We start from the raw sequence: 18243 nt of genomic DNA, 5'->3' as shown, positions 1-18243 counted from the left end.
GGGGGCTGATATGCTCGATATCAAACGCATCCCCGTCCCCGCGCTGATCGGCATTGTCCTGACGGCACTGTTCGTGCTGGCGGCGATCTTCGCGCCCTGGATCTCACCGCATGACAATGCCGAAATTGTCGGCGATGTCTGGGAGCCGATATCGGCGGCGCATTGGCTGGGCACCGACAATCTCGGCCGCGATTTGCTGTCCCGGATGATCTATGGCGCCCGCATCACCTTGTTTATCGCCGTGCTGGCCACCGCGCTGTCGTTCTCGCTCGGCGCCATACTTGGCTTTTCGGCGGCCGTGTTCGGCGGCTGGTTCGATACGATCCTGTCGCGCCTCGTCGATCTCCTGATGTCGATCCCGACACTGATCATGGGCCTGGTGGTGCTCTCAGTGCTGCCAACCAACCTGGTGACGCTGATCCTGGTGATGGGCATTCTCGACTCGACGCGCGTCTATCGCCTGTCGCGCGCGGTCGCCGTCGACATCAACGTCATGGACTATGTCGAGGCCGCCAAGCTGCGCGGCGAAGGCAGCGCCTGGATCATTTTCCGCGAAATCCTGCCCAATGCGCTGTCGCCGCTGATCTCCGAGCTCGGCCTGCGCTTCATCTATGCGGTGCTGTTCCTGTCGACGTTGTCCTTTCTCGGCCTCGGCGTGCAGCCGCCGGACGCCGACTGGGGCGGCATGGTGAAGGAGAACAAGGACGGCATCGTGTTCGGCATAGGCGCCGCGCTCATTCCCGCGGCCGCGATCGCAGCACTGGCGATCTCGGTCAATCTTGTGGCCGACTGGGTGCTGAACCGCACGACAAGCCTGAAGGGAGGACGCGGATGATGGCCGACGTGAAGGCAAAGTCCACCCCTCTGCTCGATATCCGCAATTTGCGCATCGAGGCGACGGTCTATCCGCCAGGTGAGGCGCCGAAGAATATCGTGCTCGTGCACGACGTCTCGCTGACGCTGGAGAAGGGCAAGGTGCTCGGCCTGATCGGCGAATCCGGAGCCGGCAAGTCGACCATCGGCCTGTCGTCCATGGGCTATGGCCGTGGCGGCGTGCGCATCACCGGTGGCGAGGTGCTGCTCAACGGCCGCGACATCCTGAAGGGCGGCAAGGAAGGTTTCCGCAAGCTGCGTGGCCGCGAGGTCTGCTATGTCGCGCAGTCGGCGGCGGCCGCTTTCAACCCGGCGCACAGGCTGATGGACCAGGTGGTGGAAGCCACGCTGCTGCACGGGACGGCGACACGGGCGGAGGCCGAGAAACGCGCGATCGCGCTGTTCAAGAAGCTCAGCCTGCCGAACCCGGAAGCCATCGGCGAACGCTTTCCGCACCAGGTGTCAGGCGGCCAGCTGCAGCGCGTCATGACGGCTATGGCGCTGTGCTCGGAGCCTGACCTGATCGTCTTCGACGAACCGACGACGGCACTCGACGTGACGACGCAGATCGACGTGCTGGCGGCGATCAAGGACGCCATCCGCGACACCCATGTGGCGGCGCTCTATATCACGCACGATTTGGCCGTCGTTGCCCAAGTCTCGGACGAGATCATGGTGCTGCGCCACGGCCGGCTGGTCGAATGGGGCGGCACCCGCCAGATCATCAAGGAACCGCGCCAGGAATACACCAACGCCCTGGTTTCGGTGCACGAGATCGAACATGCCGAGCAGAACCCCGGCACCACGCCGTTCCTGTCGGTCAAGAACGTCACCGCTGCCTATGGCGGCGGCCAGGTCAAGGTGCTGAAGAACGTCTCGGTCGATATCTACCCCGGCCAGACATTGGCGGTGGTTGGCGAATCCGGCTCAGGAAAATCGACGCTGGCGCGCGCCATAACCGGACTTTTGCCACCCGAGCAGGGCACCGTCACGTTCGACGGACGCCCGTTGGCCAACCGGCTTGCCGACCGGCCGAAGGAGGATTTGCGCCAGCTGCAGATGATCTATCAGATGGCCGACGTGGCGATGAACCCGCGCCAGACCGTCGGCACCATCATCGGCCGGCCGCTCGAATTCTATTTCGGCATGCGCGGCAAACAGCGCGATGCCCGCGTCGCCGAACTGCTCGACAAGATCGAAATGGGCAAGGGCTTTGTCGACCGTTACCCGGCCGAGCTTTCCGGCGGCCAGAAACAGCGTGTTTGCATCGCCCGCTCGCTCGCGGCAAAACCCAAGCTGATCATTTGTGACGAGGTGACCTCGGCGCTTGACCCCTTGGTGGCGCACGGCATCCTGAAGCTTCTGCTTGAACTGCAGAAGGAGGAGAACGTCGCCTATCTGTTCATCACCCACGATCTGGCGACGGTGAAGTCGATCGCCGATTCGATCGCTGTGATGTACCGCGGCGAGGTGGTGCGCTATGGTTCGAAGAGCAAGGTGCTGACGCCCCCCTTCGATGACTACACCGACCTTCTCTTGTCATCGGTCCCGGAGATGGAGATCGGCTGGCTGGAAAAGGCGATCAAGGGGCGGCGCATGGCCAGCGCCGGGAACTAGCGCAGTTCACGGTTTCACGGGAACGGTGAACTGCTCTATCTCTTTGTTTTTATGCAATTCCGGATGGAAAAACCGTTCACACTTTTCCTGGAATTGCTCTAGGCACCCAGCGATCCGCCAACCAGGGGAGATGGCGGCCGTCATCCGCATGCAACACTAGGGCGCCACACGTCCTTTGGACGGGCGCCACTGGTGCGGCGTTGTTTCAACAAGGGGTAGGACATGAAGACTGAACTCGATCATCTCGCCGATCTCGCTGGCCAGGGCCGGATATCGCGTCGCGACTTTCTTGGCCGCACCGCGGCGCTCGGCGTGTCCGCCGCGCTGGCAACGACGCTGGCCGGGAGGGCCTTCGCGCAGAGCCCGGTCAAGGGCGGCATCATCAAGGCCGGCCTGCAGGGCGGTGAATCGACCAACAGCCTCGACCCTGCCCTGAACCTCAGCCAGGTCACCTACAGTTTCAGCAAGCAGTGGGGCGAGTATCTTGCCCGGTTAAGCCCAGACAACAAGCTGGTAAACCTGATCGCCGAAGACATCGGTGCTTCCAAGGACGCCAAGACGTGGACGATCAAGGTCCGTGACGGCATCGAATTCCACAATGGCAAGACGGTAAACGCCGAAGACGTTGCCGCCACCATCGAGCGCCATGCCGACGAGAAGTCGAAGTCGGGCGCGCTCGGTATCCTCAAGAACATCAAGGGCGTCAAGGCGAGCGGCAAGGAAGTGATCGTCACGCTCGGCGATGCAGACGCCGACTTCCCCTATCTGATGGCCGACTACCATCTCGTCATCCAGCCGAATGGCGGCAAGGACAACCCGAATGCCGGCATCAGCGCCGGTCCCTACAAGGTCACCGTCAACCAGCCGGGCGTGCGCCATGGCGGCGAACGCTTTGCCAACTACTGGCAGGGCGACAAGGCCGGCCATGCCGACCAGGTCGAGATCGTCGTCATCAACGACGCGACGGCGCGTCTCGCTGCCCTCCAGGGCGGTCAGGTCCACATGATCAACCGCGTCGAGCCGAAGGTTGTCGATCTGGTCAAGCGCATTGCCGGCGTAAGTATCGAGAACGTGTCTGGCAAGGGCTACTACCCGTTCAACATGTTCTGCGACACCGCCCCCTTCGACAGCAACGATCTGCGTATGGCGCTCAAGCTCGCCATGGACCGCGAGGAAATGCTGGAGAAGATTCTGCGCGGCTACGGCTCGGTGGGCAACGACTTCCCCATCAACGAAGCCTACCCGCTGTTTACCGCCATCGAGCAGCGCAAATTCGATCCCGAAAAGGCCGCCGCCCTCTACAAGAAGTCGGGCCATAGCGGCTCGGTCCTTCTGCGTACCTCCGATGTCGCCTTCCCCGGCGCCGTCGACGCCGCCCAGCTCTATCAGCAGAGTGCGGCCAAAGCCGGGATCAAGATCGAGATCAAGCGCGAGCCCGGCGATGGCTACTGGTCCGAGGTGTGGAACAAGAAGCCCTTCTCGCTCTCCTATTGGGGCGGCCGCGCCACGCAGGACCAGATGTATTCCACCGGTTACGTCTCGACAGCCGACTGGAACGACACGCGCTTCAAGCGGCCGGGATTCGACAAGATGCTGTTCACCGCGCGCGGCGAGCTCGACCAGGACAAGCGCAAGGCGATCTACCACGACATGGCGGTCATGATGCGCGACGAAGGCGGCCTGATCGTGCCCTTCTTCAACCAGTTCATCGACGCGGCCGCCACCAACAAGATCAGCGGCTGGGTCAAGAACCCGATCGGCGAAATGATGGATGGGTACGCGCTGGGAGAATGCTGGCTGAACGCCTGACATCTGTCTCATATTGAAAAGCGCCGCGTGTCCCAACGACACGCGGCGCACTCGTTTCAACAGACAATCGCGTGGAGTAACCGGTGGCGATCCAATCCAAGCTTCTGCTGATCATCCTCGATGGCGTTCCCTACCGCAACTGGCGCCGGCTGATGGGCAATCTCGAGGGTTGGGTGCAATCGGGCGAGGCGCGGGTGTGGAAGATGCGCTCGGTGCTGCCGTCGACCTCGGCCTGCTGCTATGCCTCGATCCACACCGGCGTTTCGCCGCAGGTGCACGGGATCCTGTCCAACGAAAACCGGTTTCGCGTCGGACAGCCCGATATCTTCTCGGAAGTCAGCAAGGCCGGCGGCAGGACCGGCGCGGTTACCCATTCCTACTGGTCTGAATTCTTCCGTTCCTACCCCTTCGACCTCGTCGAAGACATGGAATATGACGAGCCCGGCGGACCGATCACGCATGGCCGCTTCCACACCATGACCGGCTACAATCTCAAGAACCAGATGACGCCGAGCGATGTCGACCTGTTCGCGACGCTGACCATGCTCACCCGGCGCCACGGCATTGACTACGGCATCCTGCACACCTGCACGCTGGACTCGATGGGCCATCGCTTCGGTCACGACTGCCACGAGATGGACCATGCCTGCTACGCCATGGACGGCATGCTGGCAGCCTTCCTGCCGGGCTGGATCGAAGCCGGCTACGAGGTCATGGTCACCGCCGACCATGGCCAGACCGACCGCGGTCACCATGGCGGCCATGACGACGAGATGCAGGATTTCGCGCTGTATTATTTCGGACAAGGCAAAGGGCCGGAAGCCGACACGCTGCTCGACCAGTTGCAACTGGCGCCAACGGTGTTGAGCCGGCTGGGCGTGCCGGTGCCGGCGACGATGAAGGCGAAGGCTTTTCTCACCTGATCGGGGCGGCTGGCGCCTCCTCTCATCCGCCCGCCGGCACCTTTTCCCCCTAAACGGGGCGAAGGGATGCTCTGGCAACCGCCCCGCTCTTCGGTTAGCCTCCCAAAATTCCTTGGCGGAGGATGAACCTTTTTGGACCGATCGGCGACAGAGCAAACAGGAGCCAGGCGGCTCGACCGGCCATGACAGCGGCGACGGAGACCGATCGCGCGCTTGTCGACCGGGTCGCGAAGGGCGACCGGGCCGCCGTGCGGCTCCTGTTCATGCGTCACCACGCGCGGGTCTACCGCTTCGTGGCGCGCCAGACGGGATCGGAAATGATGGCTGACGATATCGCCAACGAGGTGTTTCTCGAACTGTGGCGCCAAGCGCCGGGTTTCGAAGGGCGCTCCGAAGTCTCGACGTGGCTGCTCGGCATCGCCCGCTTCAAGGCGCTGTCGCTGCTGCGCAAGAAGAAGGAAGACTGGATCGACGACGAGGCCGCCGCCGCGGTGCCCGACAGCGCCGACACGCCCGAGGTCGTCACCATGAAGGAGGATAAGGCCGCCGCCTTGCGCCGCCTGATTGACGCCCTGCCCGAGGAGCACCGCACGGTGATCGACCTCGCCTATTATCAGGGCCAGTCGGTGACCGAGATCGCCGAGGTGCTCGATATTCCGGTCGCGACCGTCAAAACCCGTATGTTCTACGCCCGCAAGAAACTCGGCGAAGCCCTGAAAGCCGCCGGTTACGACAGGGGGTGGCCATGAGCGCCGCTGAAAGGATGTCGCGCCGCGACGAAATGGAGACGCTGCTGCCGTTCTATCTGAACGGTTCGCTGGAAGGTTCGGATCTGGAAGCCGTCGAAGAATGGCTGGCCAACGATCCCTCGGCACTTGCCGCGCTTGGCGAGGCGGAAGCCGAGTTCTCCGGCACGGCGGCGGCCAATGAGGCGATCCGCCCGCCGGCCGATGCGCTCAGCCGCTTCGCCAAGGCGCTGGACGCGGAGGCCGGGCCTGCACGCAGGCCGGCAGGATCGTCCTGGCTGGCGCAGGCGTGGGGCCGTTTCATGGCGGTGCCGGTCGGCGTCGCCTGGGCGGCGGCCGCGGTTCTGCTGGCCTTGATCGCGGTGCAGTCGCTGGTGCAGCCCGGCGGCAGGGGCGGCAATTTCGAGATCGCCGGCGCACAAGACGATCTGGCCAAATTGCCGTTTGCGCTGGTCAAGTTCAAGCCGGACGCCAGGATGGCCGACATTGCCGTCTTCCTCGACGCCAACAAGCTCAAGATCATCGGCGGACCGACCGCCGATGGCATCTTCAGGCTCGCCATTCCGGCGACGACAGCCGCCGACTACGAGAAGGCGCGCAGCCTTATTGCCGCCCAGCCTTTCGCCGAGACTGTGATCGAGGGAAGGAAACCTGTTGATGGCGGCTGAGGCGGTCATTCGATTTGCGGCTGTCCTTGCGGCGGCGATGACAATCGCCGCCGTGCCTGTGTCGGCGCAGACCAACGACGGCAATCCCGAGCGGGCCAAAATCGATTGCAGCAACGAGGCCAATGCAATGGCGGCCGACTGCGTCAAGGACGGCGGCGCCACCAAAGGCGGGTCGGGTGCGGCCCAGGCCAGCGCCGTTTTTCTGCCCGCCTTGATCGTCGACCTTTTCCCCAATCCGGCCGCCCCTCCTGCACCGGTGCCGGCACCACGGCCGGAGCCCGCGACTTCCCCCGGGGGCAACCAGGCCGGCCCACCAGCCAGTGGACCGATCGTCTCGCCGACCGATCTCATCACCGTCCAGTCGCGGCGCGCCGTGACCGGGGAGTTCGTGCCGGACGAGGTGCTGGTGACGGTCGATGGCGATGCCGGCGCCGTGCAGCAGATCGCCGCTTCCTTCGGCCTAGAAGTGCGCTCGCAGCGCCAGTCCCGGCTGCTTGGCGCCACTTTGGTGCGTTTCGGCATTCCCGATGGCCGCCCTGTCGGCGTGGTGCTGGCGCAGCTTGCCGCCGACGGCCGCACGCGGCGCCGCGAGCCCAACCACATCTACTCGCTGCAGCAGGCGGCCGGCATCGTCAACTATGCCTTCGACCGCATCGCGCTCGACGCCAAACAGGCCAGCGGCGAGAACGTGCGCGTCGCCGTCATCGATACCGGCATCGACGACAGCAATCCGGCGCTTGCCGGCGTCATCGCCGCGCAGTTCGACGCCATGCCCGACGTGCCGATCGAAAAGCGCGACCACGGCACTTCGATCGACGGTCTGATTGCCGGCGTCGGCCCGCTGGAAGGCATGGCGCCGGGCGCCAGGATCTACCATGCGCGCGCCTTCGAGGGCGGCAAGTCGACCATGGACGTCATCCTGTCGGCGCTCGACTGGGCGGCGGACCAGAATGTCAGCATCATCAATATGAGCTTCGTCGGACCGAAAAACGACCTGCTCGGCACTGCCTGCCGCAATGCACGGGCGCTTGGCATGGTGCTGGTGGCGGCGGCCGGCAATAACGGGCCGAAGGCGCCCTATGGCTATCCGGCCGCCTTTGACGGCGTCATCGCCGTGACGGCCACCGACGCCAAGGATGCGCTGATGCCGCAGGCCAATCGCGGCGCCTATGTGTTCATCTCGGCGCCGGGCGTCGACATGGTGGCGCCGAGCGGCGCCGGCTCGGATGTCGTTACCGGCACCTCGTTTGCCGCGGCAATCGTCAGCGGCGCCATCGCCAACCTCATCCATGCCACGCCCGACCGCTCGGCCGACGACATCGAGAAGGCGCTTGCGGCGACCGCGAAGGATCTCGGGCTTAAGGGGCGCGACAATGATTTCGGCTACGGCCTGCTGGACATCAAGGCTGCAGGGACGGCGAAGGAATAGCCAACGACGGCTCACGCCGCGCTTTGCCGGGACGAAGCAGGAACCAGAACGCGGCGATGTGCGTGATCATCAGCAGCGGCACGTAGATGATGGGAATCGCATAGGTGGCTCCCAACTGCTCCGCATGCTCGGGAAGGTCTGTCTGGATGGCGTGGTAATAGTCGACGACAAGGTCAGCCATTCCGACAACATTGAAGGCGACGACGAATGCCCAGAAGAGCAGGCGAACTCTGACCGTCAGCAATGCCAGCATGGCCAGCACCCCGGTGGCGAAGTCGCCATAGGCGGCGAACATGGCGAAGCCGGCAGGCAGATTGGGGCCGACTACGCCCGGAAGCAGGAACACGAGACCGAAGAAGCGGAAACTGTGCAGCGTGGCAATGGCGCGTTGCGCCGCCATGCGATCCATCGAGTCCAGCCATGGCAGGCCATATGCACCGAAGCAAAGCAGCCATGCGACATAGCCCAGGACGAGTTGGATCTGGAACAGCATCGGCGTTGACATCGGTTTCCTCGCAACAGGTGGTCATGCGGTCCCGCGCACTTCGACCGTTAGCTAAGACTGCTTTCATAGTTCGGCCATCCGCTGTAATCAGAACAGCCTATGAAGCAGAGATACACAATCCGGCACGGTGCGTTGGACGGGGTCGAGGTGTTCCTGGCCGTCGCGCGGCATCGTAACTTCCGCCGTGCCGCGGCCGAACTGACGGTAACGCCGTCCGCGGTAAGCCAGGCGGTGCGCGCGCTGGAAGCCCGCATCGGTGCGGCCCTGTTTGCCCGCACGACCCGAAGCGTCGGCCTGACCGAGGCTGGCCAGCGGTTCCTCGACCGCGCCGGACCTGCCTTCGAGGAGATCATGGCCGCAGGCGAGGTCGCCCGCGATGTCGGCCAGCGGCCGACCGGGCTTTTGCGACTGTCCGTGCCCCGCGCGGTCGTGCCGCTGATCCTGGAGCCTATGATCGCGTCGTTCTGCCGGGCCTATCCCGAGATCGAACTGGAGATCGCCGCCAGCGACGAGATGGTCGATCTCGCCGCCGGCGGATTCGATGCCGGCATCCGGCTGGGCCAGTTCATAGCGCCCGACATGATCGCGGTGCGGCTGACGCCGCCCTTCTCCTTCGTGGTCGTCGGCAGCCCGGACTATCTCGAGCGCCACGGCCAGCCAGAACAGATCACCGATCTGCGCCACCACGCCTGCCTGCGCCTGCGCCGCGCGAACGGCGCCGTCGCACCCTGGTCCTTCGCCGACGGCAGCGGGGCGATCGAGGCGGTCGTCTCGGGCCCGCTGATCGCGCATGACTATCCAACCTTGCTGGGGGCCGCGATCCAAGGCGTCGGCCTGGCGCAGACGCCTCGGCCTGTCGCCGACGGCGCAATAGAACAGGGAAAACTCAAACCGGTGCTGGAACACTTTGCCGGCGCGACACCTGGCGTCTTCCTCTATCATCCTGGCAAGCGCCAGGTCCTGCCGAAGCTGCGCGCCTTCATCGATCATCTTAAATCCGCGGTCTGAGACAACGGGTAGAGGCAGCGCAGAAGTCGTTCCAGCAATTGACCCCGCTGGCGAGTGGTCAGGCCGGCGCGCCGGCGACCGATCCCCTGACCACCAGGTCGACTGGCCAGACCTCGCCGCGCGCGCCCTCCTCCAGTCCCGATATCCGCGCCGCCAGCCGCTCGGCGATGCGTGCGCCGGCCAGCCGGATCGACGAGCGCGTCGTGGACAGCGGCACGGAAAAATTCTCCGGCTTCAGCCAGGGAAAAACGTCGTCATGGGCAATCAGCGAGACGTCGCCGGGAATGCTGAGGCCAAGGTCGCGCACCGCGCGCACGACACCGAGCGCCATGATCAGGCTGGAACAGGCGATTGCCGTCGGCGCGCCTTCCTGTTCGAGCAGGCGCCGGGCGGCGCGATAGCCGTTCTCCTCGGTCATGACGAGCGAGCAGACATGGCGATCGTCCAATGCCAGGCCACTGGCGGCCAGCGCCCGGCGCAGGCCGCGCTCGCGGTGGATGGCAAAGGTCTCGCGGTCGTCGCCATTGATCAGCGCCAGCCGCCGGTGGCCGAGTTGGACGAGCAGCCGCGCGGCTTCGTGGAAGGCGCTTTCATTGTCGATGTCGAGAAAGGGATAGTCGAAATTCAGGCCCTCGCTGCGGCCATGGACGATGAAAGGAATGCCGAGCGTGTTGACCAGCGCCACGCGCCTGTCCTGCGGCCTCGGCGAAGAGATGTAGACGGCATCGACCTGCCGGTTGGCGACGATGCGGCGGTAGGTCGTTTCCTGGTCATCGGCATCGGTCGGTGACAGGACAAGGTCGAGCTCGTGCGAGCGGGCATAGTCGCCAAGACCGGACAGGAATTCGACGAAATGGGGATCGATGTCGACGGCTGCACCCGTCGGCAGGACATAGCCGATCATTCCGGACTTACCCGTGGCCAGCCGGCGCGCACTCGGATTGGGGCGATAGCCGTGGCGCTTGGCTGCGTCCATGACACGCCTGCGGGTTTCCTCGTTGACTTCGGGATAGCCGTTCAGCGCCCGGCTTACCGTGGTCTGGGAAAGCGCCAGCATATGCGCGAGTTGCTTGAGGTTCACGAGAGGCCTCCCTGCCTCAAAGCGCTTTTAAATTGAATCGACCCAAACGCCACAAGGGCGTGGCCAACTCCACATGGACCATAAGCGTGCCGGGGCCCGGTTTGAAACGAAAATTGCTGCTGCAGTGCCGAAAAAGCATGTTGCGGTGCAAATTTTTGGACCCTGGCAGACGGCGACTAAATCGATTAGTTCCTGCTCCCCCTTGACACCTGTCCGATTCAGTGGCGAGATCAACAAAGCCAAAGCGCTTTGGAAGACTGTTCGAAAGGTTGCGGTTCCCTTGCGACTGAGTCACAGTCCTGCGGCGTCGGCGGGCGGAATGGAGGTTCCGTCCGGTGTGGATGACCCACTGGGAGGAATACCGATGAAGAAAATGCTTTTGCTGGGTGTTGCGTCTGCCGCATTCGCCCTGAGCGCGCCCGCGCATGCCGAACTGAAGTTCAAGCCGGGCGAGGACAAGCGCTTCAACTGGGCGAATTACGAGGACCTCAAGAAAGTCGACCTCAAGGGCGAGACCCTGACCATCTTCGGACCGTGGCGTGGCGAGGACGAGACGCTTGTCCGGTCGGTACTTGATTATTTCTCCGAAGCCACCGGCGCAGAGGTCAAATATTCCTCGTCCGAGAACTACGAGCAGCAGATCGTCATCGACACCCAGGCCGGCAGCCCGCCCAACATCGCCGTCCTGCCGCAGCCGGGCCTCATCCAGGACCTCGCTTCCAAGGGCGTGCTGACCCCGCTCGGCGACGACGTCGCAGCCTGGGTCAAGGAGAATTACGCCGCCGGCGACTCCTGGGCCAAGCTCGGAACTTACAACGGCAAGGACGGCAAGCCGGGCTTCTATGCCTTTCCCTACAAGATCGACGTGAAGGGGCTGGTCTGGTACTCGCCCGACAATTTCGAGGAAGCTGGCTACAAGGTGCCGAAGACGCAGGAAGAACTTGCCGAACTCGAGAAGAAGATCATCGCCGATGGCGGCAAGCCGTGGTGTATCGGGCTTGGTTCGGGCGGCGCGACGGGCTGGCCGGCGACCGACTGGGTCGAGGACATCATGCTGCGCACGCAGACTCCCGAAGTCTACGACAAGTGGGTGAAGAACGAGATTCCGTTCAACGACCCGGCCGTGGTCAACGCTATCGACATCTTCGGCAAGATCGCCACCGACGACAAGATGGTCGACGGCGGCGCCAAGGCGGTCGCGGCGACCGACTTCCGCGACAGCCCGAAGGGCCTCTTCACCGTACCGCCGAAGTGCTACATGCACCATCAGGCATCGTTCATCCCCTCCTTCTTCCCGGAAGGCGTGAAGCTTGGCCAGGATGCGGACTTCTTCCCCTACCCGCCCTACGGCTCCAAGCCGGAGCTCGGGACGCCGCTGGAAGTCGCCGGAACGCTGGTGATGATCACCAAGGATTCCAAGGCATCGCGCGAATTCATCAAGTTCCTGCAAATGCCGCTCGCGCATGAATTGTGGATGGCACAGAAGAGCTTCGTCACACCCTTCAAGGGGGCCAACAAGGACGCCTATGGCAGCGATGCGCTGAAGAAGCAGGGCGAGATCCTGGTCGGCGCCACGACGGTGCGCTTCGACGGCTCCGACCTGATGCCCGGCAAGGTCGGCGCCGGCTCGTTCTGGACTGGCATGATCGACCTGGTCGGCGGCAAGTCCGCCCAGGACGTCGCCACCGACATCCAGAAGAGCTGGGACGCCATCAAATAGGCCGCTCCGGCGCGACCTGATCTTTCCTCATCTTGCTACTGGATTCGGGCTACGGCCCGGATCCGACCGGCGGGGCACGCCGGAAGCTTCGCATTTCGATTGTTCCGAATAACTGAAAGTCGGCGCATCGGTCGCCAGCACCGCTGGCCGGTCACGCGCAGGGAGAGGGACCCATGGCGGCTCAGATTTTCTCGGCAATATTCGTCATCATCATCGGCGTCGGCGGCTGCGTCGCCTATTTCTGGGGCGCCAACAAACTGCTTGACCTGATCTTCCCCGCGCGCGGAGTGTCCGGAGCGGCCGCCGTCAACAATCTGCGCCGGCAGGGATTGGTGCGGCCCTGGTTGTTCGTGGGTCCGGCGCTGATCATCCTGACCATCTACCTGGTCTATCCGGTGATCGCGACGCTGTGGCTGTCCTTCTTCGATCGCGGCGGCACGAGTTTCGTGGGGTTCGCCAACTATGAATGGGCGCTGCGCGATCCGGATCTGCGAAACGCCATCCGCAACAACATATTGTGGCTGGCGGTGGTGCCGGCGGCCTGCACCTTCCTCGGCCTGATCATCGCCGTGCTCACCGACAAGATATGGTGGGGAACGATTGCCAAAAGCCTGATCTTCCTGCCGCTGGCCATCTCCTTCGTCGGCGCCAGCGTGATCTGGAAGTTCATCTACGAATATCGTGGCCAGGGCCAGATCCAGATCGGCCTGCTCAACGCCATCATCCAGTATTTCGGCGGCCAGCCGCAGGTCTGGATATCGCTGCCGTTCTGGAACAACTTCTTCCTGATGGTCATCCTGATCTGGATCCAGACCGGCTTTGCCATGGTCATCCTGTCCTCGGCGCTGCGCGGCATCCCCGAAGAAACACTGGAAGCCGCGGTCATAGACGGCGCCAACCCGTTCCAGATCTTCTGGAAGATCATGGTGCCGCAGATCTGGGGCACCATCGCGGTGGTATGGACCACCATCACCATCCTGGTGCTGAAAGTGTTCGACATCGTTCTGACCATGACCAACGGTCAATGGAACAGCCAGGTGCTGGCCAATCTGATGTTCGACTGGATGTTCCGCGGCGGCGGCGATTTCGGCCGCGGCGCGACCATAGCCATCATCATCATGATTGCCGTCATTCCGATCATGGTCTGGAACATCCGCCAGGCCAACAAAGAGACGGGAGGGCACTGAGATGGCCGTCGCGACCGGAAATTCCTTCGCCAGCCGTTTCGGCGTCCATATCGCGGTGCTCGTCTTCGTGGTGATCTGGACCATCCCGACGCTCGGCATCCTCGTTTCGTCGCTGCGCGACAAGGACCAGATCATCGCCTCGGGTTGGTGGAATTCCTTCGCCAGTTCCAGCCAGACAGAAGCCGGCCGACTACCGGCCGCCTCCACACAAATAGAAAAGGACGGCAAGTTCGTTCTCCAGGGCAACATCTTCGGCGACGGGGCCAAGCGCGCGATAAGCGCCTTCGGCGTCAGGGCGGCGGCACCGACGCAGTATCCTGCCGGCACATCAGCCGATCTCGGTGACGGCGTGACCCTGCAACTCAACGCCGACGGCAGCTTCGTCATGGCCTCGCCAAAGGCGTTCGAGGGCGACCGGGGCCAGCGCGTCTACTATGCTTCGTCGGCGCCGCCGAAATTCACCACCGACAATTATCAGACCGTGCTGTTTTCCGAAGGCATCGGCCGCTCCTTCATGAATTCGCTAACGGTCACCATCCCGGCGACCGTCATCCCGATCCTGATCGCGGCCTTTGCGGCTTACGCACTGGCCTGGATGCGCTTTCCAGGCCGCGCGCTCCTGATCGCCGTCGTCATCGGCCTGCTGGTGGTGCCGCTGCAGATGTCGCTCATTCCACTTCTGAAGCTCTACAATGGCGTCGGCACGTTCTTCGGCGTGCCGTCCAAGACCTATCTCGGCATCTGGCTGGCGCATACCGGCTTCGGACTGCCCTTCGCCATCTACCTCTTGCGAAGCTATATTGCCGGCCTGCCGCGCGAGATCATGGAATCGGCGCGCATCGACGGCGCCAGCGATTTCGAGATCTTCGTCAAGATCGTGCTGCCGCTGTCCTTCCCGGTGCTTGCCTCCTTCGCCATCTTCCAATTCCTGTGGGTATGGAACGATCTCCTGGTGGCAATGGTTTTCCTCGGAACGGCGCCCGATCAGATCGTGCTGACGGCCAAGCTCAATGCGCTGCTTGGCTCGCGTGGCGGCAACTGGGAGATCCTGACGACATCGGCCTTCATCACCATCATCGTGCCGCTGATCGTCTTCTTCTCGCTGCAGCGTTATTTCGTCCGCGGGCTGCTGGCCGGCTCGGTGAAAGGAGGTTGAGACCATGCAATCGGCTTTGAAGGCGACTTCGAAACCAGACCCCGCCATCGACCGCGACTGGTGGCGGGGCGCGGTGATCTACCAGATCTATCCGCGCAGCTATCAGGATTCCAATGGCGACGGCATCGGCGACCTCAAGGGCATCATCGGCAGGCTGCCCTACATTGCCGCCCTTGGCGCGGACGCCATCTGGATCTCGCCTTTCTTCAAATCGCCAATGAAGGATTTCGGCTATGACGTCTCGGATTATTGTGACGTCGACCCGATGTTCGGTACGCTGGCGGATTTCGATGCGCTGACGGCGGAGGCGCACCGACTGGGCCTCAAGGTGATGATCGACGAGGTGCTGTCGCATACCGCCGACATCCACCCCTGGTTCAAGGAAAGCCGCTCAAGCCGCACCAATCCCAAGGCCGACTGGTATGTCTGGGCGGATGCAAGACCCGACGGCACGCCGCCCAACAACTGGCTGTCGATCTTTGGCGGCTCGGCCTGGCAATGGGACACCAGCCGCCAGCAATACTACCTGCACAATTTCCTGGCCGAGCAGCCGGACCTCAACTTCCATAATCGCCAGGTCCAGGATGCGCTGCTCGACGTCACCCGCTTCTGGCTGGAACGCGGCGTCGACGGCTTTCGCCTCGACACCATCAATTTTTACTTCCACAGCCAGGGGCTGGAAAACAACCCGCCGCTGCCGCCGGAACAGCGCAACGACCAGACCGCGCCGGCGGTCAATCCCTACAACTACCAGGATCATATCTACGACAAGAGCCGTCCGGAGAACCTCGCCTTTCTCGAGCGCTTCCGCGCGCTGCTCGACGAGTACACGGCGACCGCAGCGGTCGGCGAAGTCGGCGATTCGCAGCGCGGGCTGGACGTGGTCGCCGCCTATACCGCCGGCGGCAAGCGCGTACACATGTGCTATTCCTTCGACTTCCTGGCGCCGGAAAAGATCAGTGCCGCCAAGGTCCGCTCTGTGCTGGAAGCTTTTGGCCGGGTGGCCAGCGACGGCTGGTCGTGCTGGGCATTTTCCAACCATGACGTGATGCGGCCGGCCTCGCGCTGGGCCGCCGACGAGGCCGACCCATCGGCCTATCTCAAGGTCATCTCGGCATTGCTGATGTCGCTGCGCGGTTCGGTCTGCATCTACCAGGGCGAAGAACTCGGCCTCGGCGAGGCCGACCTGCGCTTCGAGGATCTGCAGGATCCCTACGGCATCCGTTTCTGGCCTGAATTCAAGGGCCGCGACGGCTGCCGCACGCCCATGGTGTGGGATGGCAATGCAAGGAATGGCGGCTTCTCCCAGGCAAAACCCTGGTTGCCGGTACCGGCCGAGCATCTGCCGCAGGCGGTCAACGTGCAGCAAGGCGACGAAACCTCCCTGCTTGAGCATTACCGGCGCTTTCTTTCTTTCCGCCGCGCCCATCCGGCGCTGGCCAAGGGGGACATCGCCTTCATCGAAAGCCAGGGCGACACCGTCGCCTTCACCCGCCGGGCAGGCAATGAGGAGATCGTCTGCGTCTTCAATCTGGGCGCAAGGCCGGCGAAGGTTGACCTCGGCAACCGAACCCTGCAACCTTTGCCGGGACACGGGCTCTCCGGGCAGGCGAGCACCGGGTCGGTCGAGCTCGGCGGCTATGGCGCCTGGTTCGGACGCATAGGCTGAAACATCCGAGGAATCACTGGAGGAAACCAATGGCCGATGTCAATTTGAGACAAGTGAAGAAGTCCTATGGCAATCTTAACATTCTCCACGGCATCGACCTCGACATCAAATCGGGCGAGTTCATAGTCTTCGTCGGCCCGTCGGGCTGCGGCAAGTCGACCTTGCTGCGCTCGATCGCCGGGCTCGAGGAAATCACGTCGGGTGAACTCAAGATCGACGGCCACGTGGTCAACGACGTGCCACCCTCGAAGCGCGGCATCGCCATGGTGTTCCAGTCCTATGCCCTCTACCCGCACATGACCGTCTACGACAACATGGCCTTCTCGATGAAGATCGGTGGGGAAAGCAAGGCCGAGATCGACAAAAGGGTTCGGCAAGCCGCCGAGATCCTGCAGCTGACCAAATATCTCGACCGTCTGCCCAAGGCGATGTCGGGCGGCCAGCGGCAGCGCGTCGCCATCGGCCGCGCCATCGTGCGCAATCCGAAGGTGTTCCTGTTCGACGAACCGCTGTCGAACCTTGACGCCGCATTGCGCGTTGCGACGCGCATCGAGATCGCCAAGCTCAAGGAATCGATGCCCAACACGACCATGATCTACGTCACGCACGACCAGGTCGAGGCGATGACGCTGGCCGACCGCATCGTCGTGCTGAAGGACGGGCACATCGAGCAGGTCGGCACGCCCATGGAACTCTACAAGAACCCCGGCAACCTCTTCGTCGCCCAGTTCATCGGCTCGCCGGCCATGAACATCCTGCCGGCGACGGTCGACAAGACGGGCAATCCGACCATCGTCAGCCATGTTGGCGGCCGCAAGGCGACGGTGCCGATCGCGACACCTGCTTCGGCAAAGGGAGCGGCGGTCAGCTTCGGCGTACGGCCGGAAGATCTCGCGATCGCCAGCGGTGCGGATTATCTGTTCGAGGGGACCGTCGATTATCTCGAACAGCTTGGCGAGGTCCAGCTGGTCTATGTCGATATCGGCCGGGCCGACCTGCCGCTGGTGACCAAGCTGCCGGGCAATGTCGAGGTCAAGCGCGGCTCGACGCTGCGGCTGACCGCCAATGCCGGCGATCTCCATATCTTCGATGCGGATGGTCGCTCCTTTGCCCTCCACGAAGCGGAAGCAAAGGCGGCCTGAAGACGGCCGTCCGGTAATGAAAGAACAAGAGCGGCGGGCCTGGCCCGCCGCTCTTCTTGTCTGCACAGGCTGGTTAGTTGTTGCCGAAGAGATTGCGATCGGCACCCTGATGGACCGGCTTCTGCACGTCGCCGGACGAGTTGAGCAGCTTGTAGACAGGCGAATCGCTGTTGCGGATCGCACCTGTATGCGACGTATCTGACATTGACAGTCGACGAAGCAGTGGGCTGGTTGACGCCGTTGGAGCCATAATTGTCGCTGCCGGCGAAGGCGCTGCCGGAGACGGCCAGAACGGCGGCGGCGGCAATGAGGATCTTGTTCATTTTAGGTACTCCTGAATTTTGGAAGTCCCGCGGACCGGCGGGCCAGAGCCCACCGGCCGTGGGATGGCCGTTAATGGCCGAAGAGGTTGCGGTCGCTGCCCTGCTGGACAGGCGCCGAGGTGGCCGGAGCCGACTTGCCGATCGACGCGGTATTCGAATTGTCGGTCGAAGCGGCAGCAGCCTGATTGGCGCCGTTGGAGCCATAGTTGTCGCTGCCGGCGAAAGCGCTGCCAGAAAGGGCCAGAACGGCGGCGGCAGCAATAAGGATCTTGTTCATGTTAGGTACTCCTGAATTTTGGAAGTCCGGCTGCCGGCGGGCCAGAGCCCACCGGCCGTGGGATGGCCGTTAATGGCCGAAGAGGTTGCGGTCGCTGCCCTGCTGGACAG

16 protein-coding genes and 1 pseudogene are annotated in these 18243 nt (G+C 63.3%); 13 read left to right on the top strand and 4 right to left on the bottom strand.

All coding sequences use genetic code 11. From position 1 onward, the window contains the following. Positions 1-10 precede the first annotated feature (10 nt). The 7 genes from LB571_RS06415 (at position 11) to LB571_RS06385 (ending at position 8065) form a co-directional block, all read left to right on the top strand. Entirely contained in the window at positions 11-835 is an 825-nt protein-coding gene (locus tag LB571_RS06415) for an ABC transporter permease (RefSeq protein ID WP_140821691.1), read from the top strand. After that, the gene (locus LB571_RS06410; protein WP_140714441.1) at positions 835-2490 is read left to right on the top strand and encodes an ABC transporter ATP-binding protein; all 1656 of its coding nucleotides are present in this window, start codon (positions 835-837) and stop codon (positions 2488-2490) included. Before LB571_RS06415 ends, LB571_RS06410 begins: the two co-directional genes overlap by 1 nt. A 222-nt stretch (positions 2491-2712) precedes the next feature. Beyond that, the gene (locus LB571_RS06405; RefSeq protein ID WP_140875760.1) at positions 2713-4299 is read left to right on the top strand and encodes an ABC transporter substrate-binding protein; all 1587 of its coding nucleotides are present in this window, start codon (positions 2713-2715) and stop codon (positions 4297-4299) included. Between the two features lie 83 nt (positions 4300-4382). Beyond that, positions 4383-5222, top strand: coding sequence for an alkaline phosphatase family protein (locus tag LB571_RS06400; RefSeq protein WP_140615078.1), 840 nt, complete (start codon positions 4383-4385; stop codon positions 5220-5222). A gap of 182 nt (positions 5223-5404) precedes the next feature. Next, positions 5405-5971, top strand: a complete 567-nt coding sequence (locus LB571_RS06395) for a sigma-70 family RNA polymerase sigma factor (RefSeq protein ID WP_023772366.1) — start codon at positions 5405-5407, stop codon at positions 5969-5971. Next, entirely contained in the window at positions 5968-6636 is a 669-nt protein-coding gene (locus LB571_RS06390; RefSeq protein WP_224593099.1) for an anti-sigma factor, read from the top strand. The genes LB571_RS06395 and LB571_RS06390 overlap by 4 nt, the downstream gene beginning before the upstream one ends. Then, positions 6626-8065 (top strand): S8 family serine peptidase, encoded by a 1440-nt coding sequence (locus tag LB571_RS06385; RefSeq protein ID WP_224593096.1) that lies wholly within the window; start codon positions 6626-6628, stop codon positions 8063-8065. The genes LB571_RS06390 and LB571_RS06385 overlap by 11 nt, the downstream gene beginning before the upstream one ends. Here LB571_RS06385 and LB571_RS06380 read toward each other — a convergent pair. Further along, positions 8037-8570: a hypothetical protein gene (locus tag LB571_RS06380; RefSeq protein WP_224593094.1), complete on the bottom strand. Its 534-nt coding sequence runs from the start codon at positions 8568-8570 to the stop codon at positions 8037-8039. The two genes, LB571_RS06385 and LB571_RS06380, sit on opposite strands and share 29 nt — an antisense overlap. Before the next feature lie 99 nt (positions 8571-8669). Here LB571_RS06380 and LB571_RS06375 point away from each other — a divergent pair, with 99 nt between their 5' ends. After that, entirely contained in the window at positions 8670-9578 is a 909-nt protein-coding gene (locus LB571_RS06375; RefSeq protein WP_224593091.1) for a LysR family transcriptional regulator, read from the top strand. A 58-nt stretch (positions 9579-9636) separates the two neighbouring features. Here LB571_RS06375 and LB571_RS06370 read toward each other — a convergent pair whose 3' ends face one another. Further along, positions 9637-10659: a substrate-binding domain-containing protein gene (locus LB571_RS06370; RefSeq protein ID WP_224593088.1), complete on the bottom strand. Its 1023-nt coding sequence runs from the start codon at positions 10657-10659 to the stop codon at positions 9637-9639. A gap of 364 nt (positions 10660-11023) precedes the next feature. Between LB571_RS06370 and LB571_RS06365 the strand changes: the two genes are divergently transcribed. The 5 genes from LB571_RS06365 to LB571_RS06345 all read left to right on the top strand — a co-directional run bounded on the left by LB571_RS06365 (position 11024) and on the right by LB571_RS06345 (position 17533). After that, positions 11024-12379: an ABC transporter substrate-binding protein gene (locus LB571_RS06365; protein ID WP_140615090.1), complete on the top strand. Its 1356-nt coding sequence runs from the start codon at positions 11024-11026 to the stop codon at positions 12377-12379. 173 nt (positions 12380-12552) lie between these two features. Then, the gene (locus LB571_RS06360; RefSeq protein WP_140615092.1) at positions 12553-13566 is read left to right on the top strand and encodes a carbohydrate ABC transporter permease; all 1014 of its coding nucleotides are present in this window, start codon (positions 12553-12555) and stop codon (positions 13564-13566) included. A gap of 1 nt (position 13567) precedes the next feature. Then, on the top strand, positions 13568-14722 hold the full coding sequence (locus LB571_RS06355) for a carbohydrate ABC transporter permease (protein WP_140660093.1): 1155 nt from the start codon (positions 13568-13570) through the stop codon (positions 14720-14722). 4 nt (positions 14723-14726) lie between these two features. Next, positions 14727-16391 carry an alpha-glucosidase gene (locus LB571_RS06350; RefSeq protein ID WP_224593074.1) on the top strand — a complete coding sequence of 555 codons (1665 nt, stop codon included), beginning with the start codon at positions 14727-14729 and terminating at the stop codon, positions 16389-16391. Between the two features lie 29 nt (positions 16392-16420). After that, complete coding sequence (locus tag LB571_RS06345) at positions 16421-17533, top strand: ABC transporter ATP-binding protein (protein WP_015314340.1); 1113 nt, start codon at positions 16421-16423, stop codon at positions 17531-17533. Between the two features lie 73 nt (positions 17534-17606). Here LB571_RS06345 and LB571_RS06340 read toward each other — a convergent pair. Both LB571_RS06340 and LB571_RS06335 read right to left on the bottom strand, forming a co-directional pair. After that, positions 17607-17856: pseudogene (locus LB571_RS06340) on the bottom strand (DUF680 domain-containing protein). A gap of 70 nt (positions 17857-17926) precedes the next feature. Further along, a complete protein-coding gene (locus LB571_RS06335; RefSeq protein ID WP_015314342.1) occupies positions 17927-18133 on the bottom strand; it encodes a DUF680 domain-containing protein in 207 nt (68 codons plus the stop codon). Positions 18134-18243: the final 110 nt, after the last annotated feature.

It is taken from the genome of Mesorhizobium sp. BR1-1-4 (genome assembly GCF_020165375.1).
In the GTDB taxonomy this organism is placed as follows: Bacteria; Pseudomonadota; Alphaproteobacteria; order Rhizobiales; family Rhizobiaceae; genus Mesorhizobium; species Mesorhizobium australicum.
Note: the sequence above shows the minus strand (reverse complement) of the source record. Positions and strands in the feature narration are given on the sequence as shown.

Coding starts and splice junctions, on each gene's coding strand:
- LB571_RS06415 (WP_140821691.1), top strand. CDS start 11: ATGCTCGATATCAAACGCATCCCCGTCCCCGCGCTGATCGGCATTGTC.
- LB571_RS06410 (WP_140714441.1), top strand. CDS start 835: ATGGCCGACGTGAAGGCAAAGTCCACCCCTCTGCTCGATATCCGCAAT.
- LB571_RS06405 (WP_140875760.1), top strand. CDS start 2,713: ATGAAGACTGAACTCGATCATCTCGCCGATCTCGCTGGCCAGGGCCGG.
- LB571_RS06395 (WP_023772366.1), top strand. CDS start 5,405: ATGACAGCGGCGACGGAGACCGATCGCGCGCTTGTCGACCGGGTCGCG.
- LB571_RS06390 (WP_224593099.1), top strand. CDS start 5,968: ATGAGCGCCGCTGAAAGGATGTCGCGCCGCGACGAAATGGAGACGCTG.
- LB571_RS06385 (WP_224593096.1), top strand. CDS start 6,626: ATGGCGGCTGAGGCGGTCATTCGATTTGCGGCTGTCCTTGCGGCGGCG.
- LB571_RS06380 (WP_224593094.1), bottom strand. CDS start 8,570: ATGTCAACGCCGATGCTGTTCCAGATCCAACTCGTCCTGGGCTATGTC.
- LB571_RS06375 (WP_224593091.1), top strand. CDS start 8,670: ATGAAGCAGAGATACACAATCCGGCACGGTGCGTTGGACGGGGTCGAG.
- LB571_RS06365 (WP_140615090.1), top strand. CDS start 11,024: ATGAAGAAAATGCTTTTGCTGGGTGTTGCGTCTGCCGCATTCGCCCTG.
- LB571_RS06360 (WP_140615092.1), top strand. CDS start 12,553: ATGGCGGCTCAGATTTTCTCGGCAATATTCGTCATCATCATCGGCGTC.
- LB571_RS06355 (WP_140660093.1), top strand. CDS start 13,568: ATGGCCGTCGCGACCGGAAATTCCTTCGCCAGCCGTTTCGGCGTCCAT.
- LB571_RS06350 (WP_224593074.1), top strand. CDS start 14,727: ATGCAATCGGCTTTGAAGGCGACTTCGAAACCAGACCCCGCCATCGAC.
- LB571_RS06345 (WP_015314340.1), top strand. CDS start 16,421: ATGGCCGATGTCAATTTGAGACAAGTGAAGAAGTCCTATGGCAATCTT.
- LB571_RS06335 (WP_015314342.1), bottom strand. CDS start 18,133: ATGAACAAGATCCTTATTGCTGCCGCCGCCGTTCTGGCCCTTTCTGGC.